This window comes from Maribellus comscasis (assembly GCF_009762775.1).
Lineage (GTDB): Bacteria > Bacteroidota > Bacteroidia > Bacteroidales > Prolixibacteraceae > Draconibacterium > Draconibacterium comscasis.
The window spans coordinates 3,355,352-3,372,278 of sequence record NZ_CP046401.1 but is presented as its reverse complement, the minus strand read 5'-3'; the positions used below and the strand labels follow the sequence as shown (position 1 = coordinate 3,372,278).

General features: G+C 38.3%; 14 protein-coding genes and 1 pseudogene. 6 read left to right on the top strand and 9 right to left on the bottom strand.

What is annotated here, in order from left to right; genetic code table 11:
- Positions 1–54: 54 nt before the first annotated feature.
- Entirely contained in the window at positions 55–1,092 is a 1,038-nt protein-coding gene (locus GM418_RS13465; RefSeq protein WP_158867130.1) for a metallophosphoesterase family protein, read from the top strand.
- Between the two features lie 124 nt (positions 1,093–1,216).
- Here the strand turns inward: GM418_RS13465 and GM418_RS13460 are convergent, their stop codons facing one another.
- The 9 genes from GM418_RS13460 to GM418_RS13420 form a co-directional block, all read right to left on the bottom strand.
- Positions 1,217–2,029, bottom strand: a complete 813-nt coding sequence (locus GM418_RS13460) for a DUF4249 domain-containing protein (RefSeq protein ID WP_158867128.1) — start codon at positions 2,027–2,029, stop codon at positions 1,217–1,219.
- Positions 2,030–2,044: 15 nt separating this feature from the next.
- Positions 2,045–4,465 (bottom strand): TonB-dependent receptor, encoded by a 2,421-nt coding sequence (locus GM418_RS13455; RefSeq protein WP_158867126.1) that lies wholly within the window; start codon positions 4,463–4,465, stop codon positions 2,045–2,047.
- A 254-nt stretch (positions 4,466–4,719) separates the two neighbouring features.
- Entirely contained in the window at positions 4,720–5,268 is a 549-nt protein-coding gene (locus GM418_RS13450; RefSeq protein ID WP_158867124.1) for a DUF6515 family protein, read from the bottom strand.
- Positions 5,269–5,281: 13 nt separating this feature from the next.
- Positions 5,282–6,121 (bottom strand): hypothetical protein, encoded by an 840-nt coding sequence (locus GM418_RS13445; protein WP_158867122.1) that lies wholly within the window; start codon positions 6,119–6,121, stop codon positions 5,282–5,284.
- Between the two features lie 20 nt (positions 6,122–6,141).
- Complete coding sequence (locus GM418_RS13440; RefSeq protein ID WP_158867120.1) at positions 6,142–6,558, bottom strand: hypothetical protein; 417 nt, start codon at positions 6,556–6,558, stop codon at positions 6,142–6,144.
- A 34-nt stretch (positions 6,559–6,592) separates the two neighbouring features.
- On the bottom strand, positions 6,593–6,964 hold the full coding sequence (locus GM418_RS13435) for a hypothetical protein (RefSeq protein WP_158867118.1): 372 nt from the start codon (positions 6,962–6,964) through the stop codon (positions 6,593–6,595).
- A gap of 125 nt (positions 6,965–7,089) precedes the next feature.
- Positions 7,090–7,746, bottom strand: coding sequence for a porin family protein (locus GM418_RS13430; protein ID WP_158867116.1), 657 nt, complete (start codon positions 7,744–7,746; stop codon positions 7,090–7,092).
- Between the two features lie 55 nt (positions 7,747–7,801).
- On the bottom strand, positions 7,802–8,536 hold the full coding sequence (locus GM418_RS13425) for a hypothetical protein (protein ID WP_158867114.1): 735 nt from the start codon (positions 8,534–8,536) through the stop codon (positions 7,802–7,804).
- A 12-nt stretch (positions 8,537–8,548) separates the two neighbouring features.
- Positions 8,549–9,034: a DUF6515 family protein gene (locus tag GM418_RS13420; protein ID WP_158867112.1), complete on the bottom strand. Its 486-nt coding sequence runs from the start codon at positions 9,032–9,034 to the stop codon at positions 8,549–8,551.
- 254 nt (positions 9,035–9,288) lie between these two features.
- On the opposite strand from GM418_RS13420, the gene GM418_RS13415 reads away from it, so the two are divergent.
- From GM418_RS13415 to GM418_RS32070, 5 genes and pseudogenes are all read left to right on the top strand, one after another.
- The gene (locus GM418_RS13415; protein WP_158867110.1) at positions 9,289–10,380 is read left to right on the top strand and encodes a sensor histidine kinase; all 1,092 of its coding nucleotides are present in this window, start codon (positions 9,289–9,291) and stop codon (positions 10,378–10,380) included.
- A complete protein-coding gene (locus GM418_RS13410) occupies positions 10,377–11,114 on the top strand; it encodes a LytR/AlgR family response regulator transcription factor (protein ID WP_158867108.1) in 738 nt (245 codons plus the stop codon). The genes GM418_RS13415 and GM418_RS13410 overlap by 4 nt, the downstream gene beginning before the upstream one ends.
- A gap of 137 nt (positions 11,115–11,251) precedes the next feature.
- Entirely contained in the window at positions 11,252–13,564 is a 2,313-nt protein-coding gene (locus tag GM418_RS13405) for an ABC transporter permease (RefSeq protein WP_158867106.1), read from the top strand.
- Between the two features lie 59 nt (positions 13,565–13,623).
- Positions 13,624–15,990: an ABC transporter permease gene (locus tag GM418_RS13400; protein WP_158867104.1), complete on the top strand. Its 2,367-nt coding sequence runs from the start codon at positions 13,624–13,626 to the stop codon at positions 15,988–15,990.
- Between the two features lie 170 nt (positions 15,991–16,160).
- Positions 16,161–16,883 (top strand): annotated as a pseudogene (locus tag GM418_RS32070) (ABC transporter permease); the annotation flags it as partial.
- Between the last annotated feature and the right edge of the window lie 44 nt (positions 16,884–16,927).

Genomic DNA, 16,927 nt, shown 5'->3' with positions numbered 1-16,927 from the left:
ATAATCCTTTGATTCCAATCATCAAAGGAGTTATTAAAACAAATTTTACTACAGATGAAAAAGAATTTTTTACTTTTATTCCTGATGGCAAATATTTCATTAAGTATTGTGGCAAAAGAGGATTCAAAACCCGGGCTAAAATTTAAGGATGGTAAATTCAAAATCATTCAGTTTACCGACCTCCATTTTAAATATAATTCTTTTCGTTCCGACAGTGTTTTGGAAATGATGAAAGCTGCAATTGCCGCTGAAAAACCGGATTTAGTAGTAATAACCGGCGATGTGGTTTGTTCCGACGACACAAAAAAAGCATGGCTGGACGTAACGAAGCCGCTGGTAGAATCGGAAGTTCCGTGGGCAGTAACGTTGGGAAATCATGACATTGAGTACGAACTAACCGGCGACGAAATTATGGAAACCATCAGCGGCCTCCCCTACAACCTTACAGAAAATGGCCCCAAAGAAATTTCGGGTAGTGGAAATTATATTTTGAAAGTAGATGGTTCGAAATCAAAAGATACTGAAGCTATTCTTTATTTTATCGATTCACATTCCGGTATTCCCAAAGAAAAAGGAATGGGACGTTACGACTGGATCAAATCGGATCAGGTGCAATGGTACCGTGAACAAAGCAAAAAATTAACAAAGGAAAACGGCGGAACTCCTTATCCGGCGCTGGCGTTTTTTCATATTCCACTTCCTGAATTTAAAGAAGTTTGGGGTAAAGAAACAACAGTCGGAGTAAAAGAAGAATCGGTTTGTTCTCCTGATATCAACTCGGGAATGTACAATGCTTTTTTTGAGTCGAAAGATGTAATGGGGATGTTTGTTGGCCACGACCACGTAAATAATTACATCGGCTGTCTGCGCGGTATTTGTATGGTTTACGGAGAATCGAGCGGACGCGAAACTTATGGCGGCATTGGAAAAGGTTACCGAATTATTGAACTTTACGAAGGCCAGCGCAAATTCGATACCTGGGTTCGCACAAAATATGAACAGGACAGAGATAAAGATATTTGGGAACCAATCCACAATACAGAGAAGGAAGATTTTGTAACTTACCCCGATTCTTTTGCAGAAACGAAATAACGTTCGAGAAACATAACCAATTGACAAAAAGATGGCAGCTTCTATATTTTAGAAAGCTGCCATTTTACTAAACTTACTTTGACACTATGAAATTGGTTTCCCAACTTTTCTCTATTCAGTAAAATTAAGGTTCTACTATTTCCAGATAAACAGTGTCCGATGCAAAGGCGGTAAAAATTCCATACCCATTTTGAATATTTGTTAAAGGCTCATTTAAGGTTCGCGAATCTTGCTGCTGGGTGTTGTACAAATCTACATATTCAGAATTCACTTTATAAACAATAATCTCGTAAGTTCCGTAATCACTCAGCTCATTCAACCATAAAATTGAAAAACTTGTGGGTAACGGCGGCGTATTAATTCCATCCACATCCGGGATATAATCATTCGGATCAATCGTTTTCGGATTATCTGTAATATTTTTCACTGAAACATAATAGTACGAGTTATCAGGATTATCCCACGAAATTTCAACGGTTGCATCCGCCAGCTGTGTTAAGTCCATCAGACTGGTTATCTGCTCAATGTATTTTTCTGATTCCGAAAGCTGCACATTCTGAGGTTTCTGAGGAACCGTGGTTTCTGCAGTAACTTCCTCCTGTCCCTGAACAAACAAAAATGAAATTTCCTGCTCCGATTGAATTGTGATACCCGAATCAGAAAAAGAGTAATGTCCCGGCATATCCGATTTTTCCTGGAGAATAAAATCTGCCCCGTCGATGGTTACATATACTTCAGCTGCAGAAATCAATGTTTCTTCTTCAGAACCCAAATCCTCAAAAGGAGTTATTTCTGAAAGCTTTATATCGAGATCTGAACTTCCGTTATACAAATAAGCCTCCACTACCTGTTGTGTTATGGTTTCCTCCAATTCATCTTCATTTTCACAGGCAAAAAGGACAAGCAAAGCAAACGGGATTATAAATAATTTTTTCATTTTACTTCTTTGGTTTTAAAATTCAATACTGAAAAACAAGCTGGGTGTAAAACCGATAAAATTCACGTTGGTTTCGGCGTAAATATCGTTATCAGAGTCGATGGTAAATTCTTTGTACCAAACGTTTGCCCTGTTATACAAGTTAAAAATTGACAAGCCGAGAGACGCGGGCACTTCACCAATTTTAAAATCGTAAGTTGCACTCACGTCAAGGCGATGGTAGGCAGGTAAACGCTGTCCATTTTTGTCACTCAATACAACGTAATATTGCTCAGTTCCATTCAGTAGAGTAAGCGAATAACCTCCGGCAGGCGCCGTGTAAGGTTTTCCGGTTGCATAAACCCAGGTTCCCGCCAGCGTCCATTTTCTCCATTTGTAACTGTTTACCAGTTTTATTTCGTGGGTTTGATCGTGTAAAGCAGGAAAAGGATGATCCTCAATATCATCAAATCGATGTTCAGTTTTACTCAGCGTATAAGCGATCCAACCGGTATAATTACCAAATTTTTTTTGAATCAAAAATTCTATTCCTTTTGCAATTCCGGTTCCTTCAAAAAATGAATTTGTATAAATATCCTGCAAATCATCTGATGCGGAAACAGTGCTACCTACCCGCGGATTTAACTCCGACAAACCACCCAAATCTTTGTAATACGCTTCTACATCAAACAGCCATTTATCGGCTTCGTACGACATTCCCAGAATGTAATGAGTTGCCGACTGCACGGGAACAATTTCATCGTCAGAAAGAAGCCATATTTCATAACTTCCCTGTTCTAAATCTTCCTGAACACTGCGATTTATAAATTGATTGTAGATCCCCCAGGCAGCTTTTGTTTTCAATCGGGGAGACCACTTAAAAATAGTTTGGATACGAGGCTCGAAATAATACTTTTGGGTAACATCAAAATAATTAACCCGAGCCCCAAATGTAAGATTCACATTTTTTGATAGCGACCACTTGTCTTGTAAATAAGCGGCGTAAATGTTTCCTTTATTGTCCAAGTCGAGTAAAGTAGTATCGTTCAAATCATTTTCGAAACGAATGTTGTTACCCGTAAAATGAACTCCTGCAGCAAGATTATGATTGGCATTTAGTTCATACTCAAAGTCCTGGCGCACGGAAAAATCCAACACTTTGTTATCCTGAATTATTCCAACGAATGTTGTATCCGTTTCATCGCGGGTAACGATAGTTGAAGTCGTTCTGTCGCGGTTGCTGTAAAACTGGGAATAGGACACAACTGTATTGCTGTATAGTTGCGTTCCCCATTTTCGTCCCCACCTCGCGCTCATTCCATGGTTTCCCCATTCTGTAAGGTCGGTTGTGTTGGTACTGATATTCGCACTGGAACCGGATAGTCCTCGGGTACTTGTGTTAAAATCGATTGTATTGTCCAAGTTGTCGCTGCCAGAATAAAATGAAAGTGAAATCACATCTTTATCGGATGGTTTGTACGTTGCTTTCAGGTTCATATCATAAAAATTGAAAACCGGCTCTGTATCCTGTGTTTGAAATCTTCCTGAAGTATAATTCTGCACAGAAGTTTCGTTGCCTGCCATATCAAAAATATCTTCATATAAACCGCTTTTTATTATTTCGGCATAAGAACGGCGTGCAGCAAATAAAACTGATCCTTTTCCCCAAAGCGGAATTTCAGTATAAATATTTGCGCTGATAGAGCTCACTTCCGCACCCAGTTTAAAATCGTTTTCGTTTCCGGTTTTCCCGGTAATTTCAACAACCGACGAAGTACGCCCTCCAAACTTTGGTTCAAAGCCGCCTTTATAAAGCTGCACGTCTTTAATTGCATTGGCATTAAAAGCACTAAAAAAACCATAGAAATGATCTACATGGTAAACTGTAAATCCGTCAAAAAGAATCAAATTCTGATCAGGAGTTCCGCCTCTGACGTAGAGGCCGGAAGAAGCTTCGTTTGTTCCACTCACACCCGGCAACAGTTGCATCGACCTGAAAATATCCTTTTCACCAAGACTTGGCAGCGAAGTAAGTTGCTTGGGAGAAATACTTACCTGTCCCACATTATCTGAAACTTTCATCATATTTCGGCGGGCGGCGACTACAATCTCATCGATATTTTTGGTTTCCTGTTCCATTTCAATAACAACCAAATTCAGCAAATCATCCCCTTCTACACGCACCTGCGCATTTGTGTAGCCTAAAAACCGAACTGTTAGTAAGACTCCGTTTTCCGGAATATTAAAAAGGGTGAAATAACCGTCGGCATTGGTAGTGGTTCCATTGGTTGTTCCTTCCATAATTACACTTGCATAAGGCAATGTTTCTCCGGTGTTCTTTTCTTTAACGATTCCGGTTATACTTTTTTGGCCTGAAGCAGGAAGAAAACCTATAAAGAGGAATGCCAAAATAAAAACTGAAACAAGATGATTATAATTGTATTTAAAGATTATCATTATTTATTATCAATAAATTAGAGGGATTTCAGCGTACAGGCATTTCAATGCCGTGATAGATAAAAAGCACACTATCCACCCAAGATTTAATTTCTATTTAAAAGGGAAATATTTAGGAGAAAAATTTATGACAGGCGATGACGCATATAATGAGTCGACTCTTACTTACTACATTACACTATTTGAAATGGTAAAAAAACACAAAACATTCACATACAAATCAACGACTGTTTTGCGTCATACACCTGTCAATTTCACAACTCTCCTACCACCTGATAAGATTTATCTTCAGGAACAGGTTTGTATAGTACATCATTGTATTCGTAACAAAGTGCTCCCTGAAATTCAACTTCTGCTGCCTCTTTGGGAATCGTTGCAACAACGACCCCAACCGGAGGTTTTGCAACAATATAATTGGCGGAAGAAACATCTTTAACATAAAAAACGCCAGTAGCATAAAAATATACGGAAGGGCCGACGACTACACGTACATATTTGGGCGGCAACACTGCAACTCTGATTCCAACAGGAGGAACAACCTGAACATAAGCACCACTTCGGCTGACATAGAATACTCCAGAGTGATAATAGTACGGACGAGTTTGATAATGAACTACAACTGCATGTCTGGAAATCCTTTTCACAGGAGCCACAACCACTGGCTTCTTTTTATAAATAACGGTTCCTCTTGGCCCTGTCACCACTGTTTTTCGGGGTGTTTTTACAACCGCTCTTTGAGAAAAAGCTTCAGAGCCAACAAGCAAAAAGAAAAATATAAATGCTAAAGAAATACTTGCTTTCATGACATTATTCAAATTAGTTACTTACATCAACTTGACGATTTAAAACATCTCCCTGAGAAACAAAAACAATCCAATCGCAAACGCTGTCATCGCCAAAATCGATGGTTACAGGTTCATCGCTGGCCGAAGTTGTTATTTCTATCACTCCCTCGCTAATAAAATCGCAAGAGTAGCTAATTTGCATCGGTTCAATAATATTGTAAGCATAATATCCTTTTGCTGATGAATTTACCTCAGCAGAACCGGATACAGTAAAAACATCATCAGAAACATCCTGCGTATCGGCGCCTTCAATCCAGGCTCGCTCAACCACTTTCGTTTTTTCAATTTCAACACCATCGGTTCCGGTAAATATCATATCCATTTCTTCGTAAAAAGAAAGCACTTCACCTTCACTGGTATTTTCAAAAGAAATCTCGCCATTTATTGAAAAACCTTCAATATAAAAATCAGCGAAACTTGCACTGTAAGTTGTTCCGAATGTTCGCAGTGTGTCGCTAATGACAATTGCGATTGTTCCCGAGCGATAAAATCCGTTTGCTCCAGTGCATCCATCTCCAAAATCAATGGTAATTGTCTTGGGAAAACCTCTTAACGGTTTAATCGAAATGCCTGCACAATCAGAAATGACAGCTGATTTTTGTTCGGTTGAATAACTCTTTTCAGAATAAACAATCGCCTCGTTAATACTTCGGGTTATCTCTTCTTCAAGCGCTTCGGTAGTTGTGCTTTCGGAAACAAGCTCGAGCGTTTCTTCACTCAATGTTGCACTTGGGTCTGTTTCTTCTTTGGTACACGATGCCACAACGAGCAATACTACCGAAAGAGCTAATATAAAAGGGATATTTCTCATGATGTTTTTACTTTTTAGAATTATTCTGTGTCTGCTTCTTTTAGCCTTTCCAGAGTGATTTCAAGCCGGGAAATCAATTGTTCCCTCATTTGAGCAACCTTCTCTTTTTGAGTTGGTGTTAACACAGCCAGAAGTTCCGCCTTTCTTTCTTTATTCAAAACTTTTGCGTCTTTCGAAGGCCATGATTGCCTGTCTCCTTTTTCAACAATCGGCTGAAGCTTTTGCGCATATTTCAGATTTATCTGATATGCTTTTTCAACCTGAGAATCACTCAATTCGAGTTTTCGTTTCATAATACCGGTAATCACATTGGCACGTGTTTCCGGACTTCGTTTAAACGCCTGCCCAAATTCGGCATTGGGGCTTGGTTTAAAACTATTCAGCAACAGCATTGAACCTAACATCAACGCTACCAATAAAAAACTACGTGTTTTCATTTTTTAAAATTTTACTTTTTACTAAATCCTTTTATTATCTGTTTTCTTCAGACATTTCTTTCATTTTTTCCCGCAACTCACTCTTTTTATCCTGATAGATTTTGAATTGATCTTTGGTGAGAATCTGCTTCAACTCGTCTTCTTTTTCTCCTGCAATTTTTTTAGCTTCCCTCAGTTGATTAAAGCGCCCCTGAATTTCTTTCAGTGCTTCCATTTTTTTTGCATAAACCAAATTCAGCGAATCAATTTTGGGAACCTGTTCCTCGAACAAAGTCAAATTCTCTGTCATCCATTCCGTTTGGAAGCTGGCACGCTCTTCAGGCGTTTTATCGGAATTTGGATTCTGGGCAAAAGCTCCCAGAGTGACTATCGATATAAAAAATGCGATGATTATTTTCTTTTTCATAATGACTAATTTTTTATGTTTTCAAATTTATATTGCAAGGCTGTTTTTACTTTCCTCTTTTCAACCAACAACCGATTGGATATTACGAACTTCAAAAAGATGCAAGGTGTTTGGGAGCTTTCATTTTAGCGGAAGTAGCGGATAAACGATACCGAAAAAGCATGATTCCGGGCATCTTTCAGATAAATGTAGGCCGTATTTTCTTTGGCTACGTCTGCAAACCCACAGGAATACTTAAACATCAACTTGCTAAACGGGAAGTTGAAAGCCATTCCTCCAACGAGTCCGTAATCATATTTCTCGAAGTCGCCATAATTTAACTCGCCATAACCGTAGGAATAGGCGGTTGTTACCGAAAATGTGGCATCAAGCAAATAACTTCCGTAGCCACCAATAATAAAATCGGTAATTCCACGGGTATGAATATTCAATAAAAATGGCATTTCGATGTAGTGCAAACGATAGTTTACCGACTGCTCATTGTAGTAAAAATCGTATGCATAATCAAGCTCGCCCCCTTTTTTTGAATAAAGGAGTTGCGGTTCAAATGAAAAATTTTGCGACAGCGGAAGAAGCAGGGATGTTCCAATATGAAATCCTGGCTGAAAGTTGGGGTCCCCTACCGATTCGTTGTAAAAATTGCTCAGATGAAAACCGCCAACAACTCCAATTTTTGGTGTATGGATGCTATAAACCGGTTTGTAACCAAAATTGGTATAATCTTGTGCTGATGAAGCAAAAGCCGTAAAAACCGATATAATAATGAATGCTATTTTCTTCATTTTCTATTTCTTTAAAAATTATTCATTGTTTTGAATTTTTCGAGTAGAACGGATCCTAGTCGGCCAAACTGATGTTGTTTAAATCGATGTAAAAAGTGTCGCCGTTGTCGAAAGTAACTTTGGCTTCGTCTTCACTCTGAAACTCAACTGTTCCTTTATAGGTGAACTCTACATTTGCAAAACGATAACTTTCGACCAAAGTAAATTCAGCTGTTCCGGCATAAATTTTGTCGGTTTCCTTATCTACCGCAGCATCCAGAACTTCACACTCAAAATCAAAATAATAATCCTGGTTGTAGTAGCCCTGTTCCCACCAGCCTGTTCGGTTGTAAAGTCCGTTAAAAGTTTCCGATTCACTTTCGTTTTCCAGCCCGGTAACATCAAAATCAATGGCAAGTTCGTGGTCGTAAGAATAACGTGGAGCATCAAATGTTTGGCTCGCTGTTGAACTAAACTGAACGCTGTCAACGGTTCCGCAGTTCAGCTTGTAAGTTTCGTTATAAATGTATTCATAACTTATATTTTCTGAATCTGTTTCTCCCTGAATAGTATCCTGGTATTCATAAATGGAATCGCATTCGCTAATTTCCTGAATCTCGTTACTTATCTGATTCATAACGGCGACCATTCCATAAGAACTGTAAGAAAGAGAAAGCGCAACAATTTTCTCGGCATCTTCGGAAGCATAAGAACGATCAAAATAAATCACTTCATCATCGTCATCTTCACAAGATTGAAAACCAATAAATAAACCGAATAACAAACTATATACAATAATTTTAAATTTCATTTTCTTAATTTTTTAATTTTCTGAATAACCAACAACTTCAAACCTTACACCTTCTTCTGTTTCTATTTCCTTGTAGATCACTGTCTGAAACTCGAAATAGACTTTGCCGTCCAGAACATTTTGTTTTGCATCTTCGGGAAGCGCCGGAACAATGGTTCCAACTGGCGGACGAACCACTTTATAAGCGTCGGTCTTTGCTTCCTTCACATAGTAAATGCCGTCGGAATAATAGTATGGATTTACTCCTGCATAACACACGGTGTAGTGAACCGGCAAAGTTGTAACGACTACTCCGGGTAAGGGCCGCGGATACCAGGCAACGGGCCGAACAACAGGAACCCGAACAACAGGAGGCGGTGGAGGAACTGGTCTCACGTAAGGTCGCCTCACAACTACCGCCCCTCGCCGAACAACAGTTACCTGAGCATTCATTTCCATAAAAGCTCCTAATAGGAAGACAACAAGAAAAAGCCTTCGGATTGTGAATTTTGTTTTCATAATTCTTCTGTTTTTAATTTCTAGATACATTGTTTAACTTTCATTGAATTACATGTAAATTCGAATGTTGGCTCAAACATAAAGCAAGGTCGTGGAGGCGGGCATATAAAATCATCAAACGACCGATCGGCTTCTACAAACGGCAGCTGGGCTCAATTTTCATTGTGTTGATTGGAAAAGTGCGTTGATTGAAAGTTTTACATCGTTGGTTTAAGTAGTTGTTGCCAAATTGTTTATTTTAGTAACATTGTCGCATGAGAAAAATTTTTATTCATAGCGCCGTTTGGTTAGTGCTGGTTTACTCCCTGTTTTTTTCGCTAACCGTATTTTTACCTGTAAAATCCGCTGCGTATCGCGCCCTTTCAGGTATTCTTTTTATGGCCGGAATTTTCTATTTTTCAGGTTGGGTGTTGGCAAAAGAATTTCTTATCAAACGAAAAAATCTTGTTCTTTTTATTCTTTTTGAAATCCTTGTCATTTTTGCTTTTTCAGTGCTAAGAGCAAAACTATTAGGATTACTGCCCGGCGATATGATATTTTTCCCTAACCTTCAACTAGAAGGAAGAAAATTGAATCCCGATAATTTTTTATGGCGACGAAGTCTTTTGGAAAACAGCCGTTTTAAGTCAGGAAGACCTGCCTTTTTAATTAGCCTTTTAATGAATACCGTTTTAAGTATTATTGCCGTATTACTGAGTTTGTACGAAAACAAAGACAAAAAGGAAAGGGAAAGCCGCGAGGAATTACAACGCAGTCAGGAAGCACAAATTCTTTATCTGAAATCGCAGGTAAACCCCCATTTTTTGTTTAATACGCTAAATAATCTTTACGGACTTACTTACGCAAAATCAGAGCTGGCTCCGCAAATGGTGCTTGGTTTGTCAGACACAATGCGTTATCTGATTTACGAAACAGAACAGAAACTGGTACCGGTTGAAAAAGAACTCAATTTTATACACAACTACCTCGATTTGGAAAAAATGCGTATTTCAACACCTGAACACATTCGCATTTCAAGTCAGGTGAGTCGGCCCTCGGTTTTTATTCCGCCGCTTTTGTTGCTGCCTTTCATTGAGAATTGTTTTAAACACGGAAGTATTGGGAAAGAAGATGATGGCTGGGTAGAAATTGATATCTGGGATGAAAAAGACCGTTTTTTCTTTGTTTGTAAAAATAATTTCCCTGAAAACAGAAATAAAAAGGCCCCGGGAATTGGACTGGCAAATGTGAAAAAGCGACTCCAACTTATTTTTGGAGAACGCTACGAACTAAAAACCATTACTCAGGACAATGAATTTATGGTTTCGCTGGCGTTTCCAGTGTTTGAAAAAAAGAACCTGTTATGATTCACAAAATAAAATGTATAGTGGTTGATGATGAGCCAATTGCCCGAAAATATTTGGGAGATTACATCACGAAAATGCCGCAGCTTGAATTACTGGCAAGTTACGGAAAAGCCGCTGATGCTTACCCAATTATTGAAAGCGGGGAAGCAGAACTGGTTTTTCTCGATATTCAGATGCCGGGATTGACTGGAATTGAATTTATTCGTACACTTCATAAAAAACCTTCCATAATTCTCACCACAGCTTATTCTGAATATGCCCTTGAAGGTTACGAACTGGATGTAACAGATTACCTGTTAAAACCTGTGGCATTTGAGCGTTTTGCTAAAGCAGTGAATAAAGTGGTTGCCAAGTTTAATCAACAAAATGGCACAACAAACGCTGTTCCCGACGACACCGAAAATCTGCCAGCTGTTTCCCGCGATTTTATTTTTGTGAAAGCGGGTTACAAGTCTGTGAAAGTGGAAATTGCAGATATTCTTTATGTGGAAGGAATGAAGGAATATGTGGTGATTCACACTAAAGATAAAAAATACACCAAGCTCGACCGGATGAAAAACATCGAAACCCAATTAAAAGGCAATGGATTTTTGCGTATTCATAAATCATACATTGTTTCTGTAAAAAAAATTGACGCGATTTATGGAAACACCGTTGAAATTGGCGGGTCAAAATTACCACTCGGGCGAAGTTTCAAAGATGATGTTAATGCTGCACTGGGAATGAATGAATGACAAAAATTCATACACTTTCTGTCAATTTTTTTTACACATTTTTTCCTTCTCAATATTTCATTTCACTATTAATCTGTCACTTACAAAAAAGGCATTGGATTTGAATCAATTGAGAAAATATTCACCTTTATTCAAATATGAGATTCAAAGCTGTTTTAAGAAGCCTTTTCAGATATCGTTTAAACTCTTCGATCATAATTATAAGTTTAGCCATTGGTATAGCGTGTATGAACCTCATCACCATTTTTATTACGCGGGAAAATAATGCCGATGGTTTTCAAAAAAACAAAAAAAATATTTATGCCCTGCAAGCTGACGACCCGTTTCGTAAAGGCGAAAAAATGTATTTTATCCGACAAGGAGCAGCAGAATATATGAAAGATAATTTTGCTGAAGTGAAAGATTTCTGCCGAATTATAAATACAAGTCCGTCAAAAATAAATGCGAATAATCAGGATTATTTTGAAAACAAAAAAACAATTGCCGTTTCATCCAACTTCTTCACGTTTTTCTCTTATAAACTGATTTCGGGGAATCCGGCGCGTGTGCTGGAAACAAAACAAAATGTGGTTATTTCAGATAAACTGGCAATGAAGTATTTTGGAAGGCTGAATGTGATTGGGCAAAAACTTTTATTCCCCGACGGCGACAACGACACAGAAATGTTTATAAGTGGCGTTTTTGAAAAGCCACAGGAAAGCACCCAACTCGACTTTGAAATGGTAAAATTAATTGGAGAAAGTGACTCCCGTGTTTATCTTCAATTGGCTGAAAATACAAATATTGTACAACTGGAAGAGAAATTTGCCCAAAATAAGGAGAACATTCCGATTGTTCACGACGGCACTCCCGGGACACATTCTCTTAAAAGTCTAAAGGCAGCTTATTTTGATACTTCCCGAGGGCAAACCATCGAAACAAGCCGCGATAGAAGCGATTTACTAATTGCGCTGGTTATTGCAGTTATGATTCTGGGAGTTGCACTTTTCAACTATCTTGGTTTAATTAACAACCAGCTCATGGAGAAAACCCGCGAATATTCTATCCGCAGGGTGAACGGAAGTTCCAAAATCAACCTTATCAATGCATTTATGGGCGAAACTTTCATGCTCGTTGGAGTTGCCTTTGCACTTAGTTTGGTTTTAATGATTTTAGCAATTCCATTCTTTAATCAGCTTACTTCTACTTCAATTACATCCCAGTATATTTTTCATTCAGAAAATATCTTTCTTTTGCTGGGTATCCCCGCATTCATTTTGTTGGCTTCTTTCCTTTTTGCATTTTTCAAAATTGGGGTAAGTGTAAAAACAAAAGCTTTAAAACCCGGCAAATTATATGCGGTTAACAAATTTCAAATCCCGGTTTTCAATATTGCTCAACTGGCGGTTTCGGTGATTCTGATTATCGGTTCAATTGTTATTCTGAAACAAATAAATTACATCACAAACAAAAAAATAGGTTTGGCCAAAAAAACACTGGAGGTGAAAGTTCCGAGGCAGTATAAAAATATTTCTCCTGTTTTTAAAGCTGAATTGGAGAAAAGTTCATCTGTGGAATTGGTTTCGCTGGCAAATGCGTCGCCGGTATTGGAACACATGATGATTTTGATGCACTACGATGAAAATGGTGTTGATAAACAATATACTCCGGCGCTTTTTTGGGGCGATGAAAACTATCCGAAAGCCCTGGGAATTGAGATTATAAAAGGTGATAATTTCTCGGAAAATGCAGGGACCAATAAAGGCAAATGCATCATTAATGAATCGTTGGCAGCGCTTTTCCCCGACCAGGATTTAATTGGAAAATATCTTCCCGGTTCAAAAAATGACCTTGTTATTGGCATTTGTAAAGATTTTCATTACGGAAGTTTAAAGGAAGTAATTGAACCGGGCTATGTTTCTTACGGGAGCGGCGGATTTTTCATTATGGTTAAACCAAGTGCAGGTCAATCGCAAGAAGCAAGGGAAGTTGTGGCTAAAATTTGGAAAGAACTTATTCCCGATTTTCCATTAAATATGGAATCGATAAACGATCGCTACGAATGGATGCACCGCGAAAATACCAACTATGCAAAACTGATTGGGGCCTGCTGCATTATCAGCGTTTTTTTATCAATGATAGGATTATTTGCAGTTTCGTTCCACACCAGTCGCCGCAGGGTAAAAGAAATTGGAATACGAAAAGTAAACGGAGCAACTATTTCAGAAATTCTGGCACTGCTAAACAAAGACTTTGTAATGTGGGTGGGCATTTCGTTTGTCCTCGCTATTCCTGCCGGATGGTATTTCATGCACAAATGGCTGGAAAGTTTTATGTATAAAACAAACTTAAGCTGGTGGATATTTTCTTTGGCCGGGATTATTGCTTTAGCAATTGCATTAGTGACCGTTTCCATTCAATCGTGGAAAGCAGCAAGTAAAAATCCGGTGGAGGCATTGCGATATGAGTGATGATTACGCGAGGTAGAAGCACACGGATATAAATAACAAAACCTAAAAAATAAATCGTCATGTTTAAAAACTATCTTAAAACCACCTTGCGTTTTTTAAAACAAAACAAACTTTTTGCCGGAATCAACGTATTGGGGCTCTCTTTGGCACTGGCTGCTTCGTTTATCATTTTGCTGTACATTATAAACGAGATAAGTTATAACAGAGGCTATGAAAACCGAAAACAGATTTACAGGATAGTTAACAACTACCTCGAATTTAAAAATACTATGGCCGGAACACCCTATGTTTTGGCTTCGGCATTAAAAGACGAATTCCCTCAGGTAGAATACGCCACCAGAGCGCAATTTATGCGCGGGTTCAGCCTTAAGCAGAATGAAGAATTTATACCGGTACGTCAGGCAGTGGCTACCGATTCCGAAATATTTGACATATTCAGCCTTAAGCTTACCGGTTCAAAGAATAACATTCTCGATGATCCCAACTCCATCGTATTGTCACAAAAACAGGCTGAGAAATTTTTTCCGGATGAAGATCCAATTGGAAAAGAAATTATTGGTCTTGCCAATGGAAAAGAACAATTATTTGTAGTAAAAGGTGTATTCGAAAATATTCCAATAAACTCAACATTAAGAGCAGATTGTTTTATAAACAGCAGATGGACACTGGAACCCATCAACCAGGCGTTCAGGGTTACCAACGCGGATGTAAACTGGGATTTGGATTTTTGGACTACCTGGGTAATGCTAAAGCAAAATGTCGATCCTTTAACACTTGACCCGCAATTCAGGGAGCTCGAGGTGAAAAATATGGGAGAAAAACCAGCAAAAAAATATGTCCTCCAAAATCTCTCCGATGTTTATCTTCGTTCTGCTGAAGTTATGAACTCCGGTGTTCAGGGGAATATGAAAAACATTCGAATATTCTCTGCAATTGCTTTTCTAATTATTCTGGTAGCGGCATTTAACTACATCATACTTTCAACAGCAGTGTCGTCAGGGCGGGCTAAAGAAATCGGTATTCGAAAAACCAACGGAGCAGAAATCCGCTCCATAAAAACACAATTACTTTTCGAGTCAATTTTCCTTGCGTTCCATGTTTTACCTCTTGCAGTATTGTTAGCCTGGGCAGGCAAGCCTTATGCTGAAAAATTATTTCAGACCAGGCTTTATATTATCGATTCCAACATTGTTGTTTATATATTAATCTATCTCCTTCTCACCATCGTTATCGGATTTGCCTCCGGTTTTTACACTTCCTCTTATTTATCAAGGTTGAATGTCATCAACATTCTAAAAAATACAGCCGCTTCGGGTAAAAGAAAGTCTGTTTTGCGATTTTCATTGATTGTTATTCAGCTTATCATATTTTGCTCATTTATAACGGGAACCCTGGTTATTCGTTCGCAATACAAATTTGCTTTAAAAAAGGATTTGGGATATCAGAATAAAAACATTCTGCTGTTTGAGCTGGGTCGCAATTTCAGGGAATACAGGGCATTTATCGACGAAATAAAAACAATTCCCAATGTAACTATGGCTGCCGGAACAATGCACAGTATTCCCATGCTCGGCTCAATGACGATGATGGTTCCGAATTTCGAAGACCAGACACAAAAAATAAAAGTTGACGGCATGGCTGTTGACTACAATTTTACTGAGACAATGGGGTTAAATATTATTGAAGGAAGAAGCTTTTCTGAAGAATTTGGCAGTGATCTGAATGGAGCCACAATACTTAATGAAACTGCTGTGAAAGATCTGGGGATAGAAGATCCTGTGGGGAAACAGGTAGCCGGGAAAACAATTATTGGAATTGTAAAAGATTTCAACCTTCATTCAATTCACAGCGACATCCCCCCCACAATGTTAACGATGACAGACAAGTATATTCAGCAGGTTGCCATAAATTATGTTCCCGGAACTTTGGAGAATCTTTTACCAACACTTGAATCGAAATGGAAAGAAATGGCCCCGGACCGTACTTTTCAGTACCAAACCATAGAAGACCTGATTGAAAACATCTATTCTTCCGAAAAGAATCTAAGTATTATCATTTCCATTTTTGCTATCTTCTCACTATTCATTGCTGCCTTTGGATTGTTTGGGCTCACTTTGTTTATTGCACGCACCCGTACCAAAGAAATTGGAATAAAAAAAGTACTTGGCAGCGGAGAAAAAACCATTGTTTATTCTTTCCTGAAAGAAAACTTTTTTATGGTGCTTATTGCTACCTTACTTGCAATACCGGTGACATTTTATTTTATGAACAGATGGTTAAGCAATTTTTCGTACAAAGTGAGTATTAATTTTTGGTTCTTTGTTGTTGCTTTTATCATTGCAAGTATAGTAGTATTATTTACGGTTTTGTTTCACTCCTACAGGGCATCGCGGATTAACCCGGTTGAAGCGTTAAAATATGAATAACATACCAAGGTCCGGGTGGAAAAGTAATCGTTCCTGTCAATTTTTTTTACACTTTTTGTCAATTTTTTTTACACTTAGGGTAATACATCAAAAACTATTAAGTTGAAAATCTTTAACTTGCAAAACAGGCACCGGATTTGAATCCCCTGTCAACCAATAAAAGTAGAAATATGAATATTACCGACATTAAAATTGCTTTTCGAAATATTTTAAAAAATAAAATCGAGTCATCAATCAGTATTCTGGGATTGGGAATTGGCCTGGGCTGTATTTTTATTTTGGGAGTTTTAATTATTCACGAACATTCGTACGACCGTTTCATTCCCGACCATAAAAATGTGTACAGAGTTGTTGAAGATACCGATCCAAGAACACCCTATCCTTTAGCGCCGTCAATACAAGATAAAATCCCCGGAATTCATGACTTTTTCCGGTTTTATCAAACGAACCAGGTTCAGATTAAAAACTCCGGCAACCGGGTTATTGAGGAAGACCTTTTCGCTTTTGCCGACAACAACTTCTTTTCCCTTCTGAATACAAAATTCAAATACGGAAAAGCTGCCGTCTCTCCTACCGAAATAGCCATTTCTGAAGATATGGCCAAAAAATATTTTAAAACTCAAAATGTATTGGGTGCCTCTTTGAATGTTAAATTGAAAGACAATTTTCTACCCCTTACAATTTGTGGAGTTTACGAAAATTTCCCGGGAAACTCAACGCTTCACCCCGAATTTGTTGGCAATATAGAACTTTCAGAACAAGTCTTAGGTTTGTCGCAACGTATGTTTGGTGAGTATGGTTCAACTCAAAACGACTATCAAAACTGGGACAACAACTATTTCTACAGCTATCTGTTTTTAAGCCCAGGCACCCGTCCTGAAACGGTAAGTTCAAAGATTAAAGACTTGATGGTTTCGTTTGATGCGGAAAAGTACAA

Bases quoted from the DNA above. Each gene is read 5' to 3' on its own strand.
- GM418_RS13400 (WP_158867104.1), top strand. From the start codon at position 13,624: ATGTTTAAAAACTATCTTAAAACCACCTTGCGTTTTTTAAAACAAAAC.
- GM418_RS13405 (WP_158867106.1), top strand. From the start codon at position 11,252: ATGAGATTCAAAGCTGTTTTAAGAAGCCTTTTCAGATATCGTTTAAAC.
- GM418_RS13440 (WP_158867120.1), bottom strand. From the start codon at position 6,558: ATGAAAACACGTAGTTTTTTATTGGTAGCGTTGATGTTAGGTTCAATG.
- GM418_RS13465 (WP_158867130.1), top strand. From the start codon at position 55: ATGAAAAAGAATTTTTTACTTTTATTCCTGATGGCAAATATTTCATTA.
- GM418_RS13445 (WP_158867122.1), bottom strand. From the start codon at position 6,121: ATGAGAAATATCCCTTTTATATTAGCTCTTTCGGTAGTATTGCTCGTT.
- GM418_RS13420 (WP_158867112.1), bottom strand. From the start codon at position 9,034: ATGAAAACAAAATTCACAATCCGAAGGCTTTTTCTTGTTGTCTTCCTA.
- GM418_RS13410 (WP_158867108.1), top strand. From the start codon at position 10,377: ATGATTCACAAAATAAAATGTATAGTGGTTGATGATGAGCCAATTGCC.
- GM418_RS13450 (WP_158867124.1), bottom strand. From the start codon at position 5,268: ATGAAAGCAAGTATTTCTTTAGCATTTATATTTTTCTTTTTGCTTGTT.
- GM418_RS13425 (WP_158867114.1), bottom strand. From the start codon at position 8,536: ATGAAATTTAAAATTATTGTATATAGTTTGTTATTCGGTTTATTTATT.
- GM418_RS13415 (WP_158867110.1), top strand. From the start codon at position 9,289: ATGAGAAAAATTTTTATTCATAGCGCCGTTTGGTTAGTGCTGGTTTAC.
- GM418_RS13430 (WP_158867116.1), bottom strand. From the start codon at position 7,746: ATGAAGAAAATAGCATTCATTATTATATCGGTTTTTACGGCTTTTGCT.
- GM418_RS13460 (WP_158867128.1), bottom strand. From the start codon at position 2,029: ATGAAAAAATTATTTATAATCCCGTTTGCTTTGCTTGTCCTTTTTGCC.
- GM418_RS13435 (WP_158867118.1), bottom strand. From the start codon at position 6,964: ATGAAAAAGAAAATAATCATCGCATTTTTTATATCGATAGTCACTCTG.
- GM418_RS13455 (WP_158867126.1), bottom strand. From the start codon at position 4,465: ATGATAATCTTTAAATACAATTATAATCATCTTGTTTCAGTTTTTATT.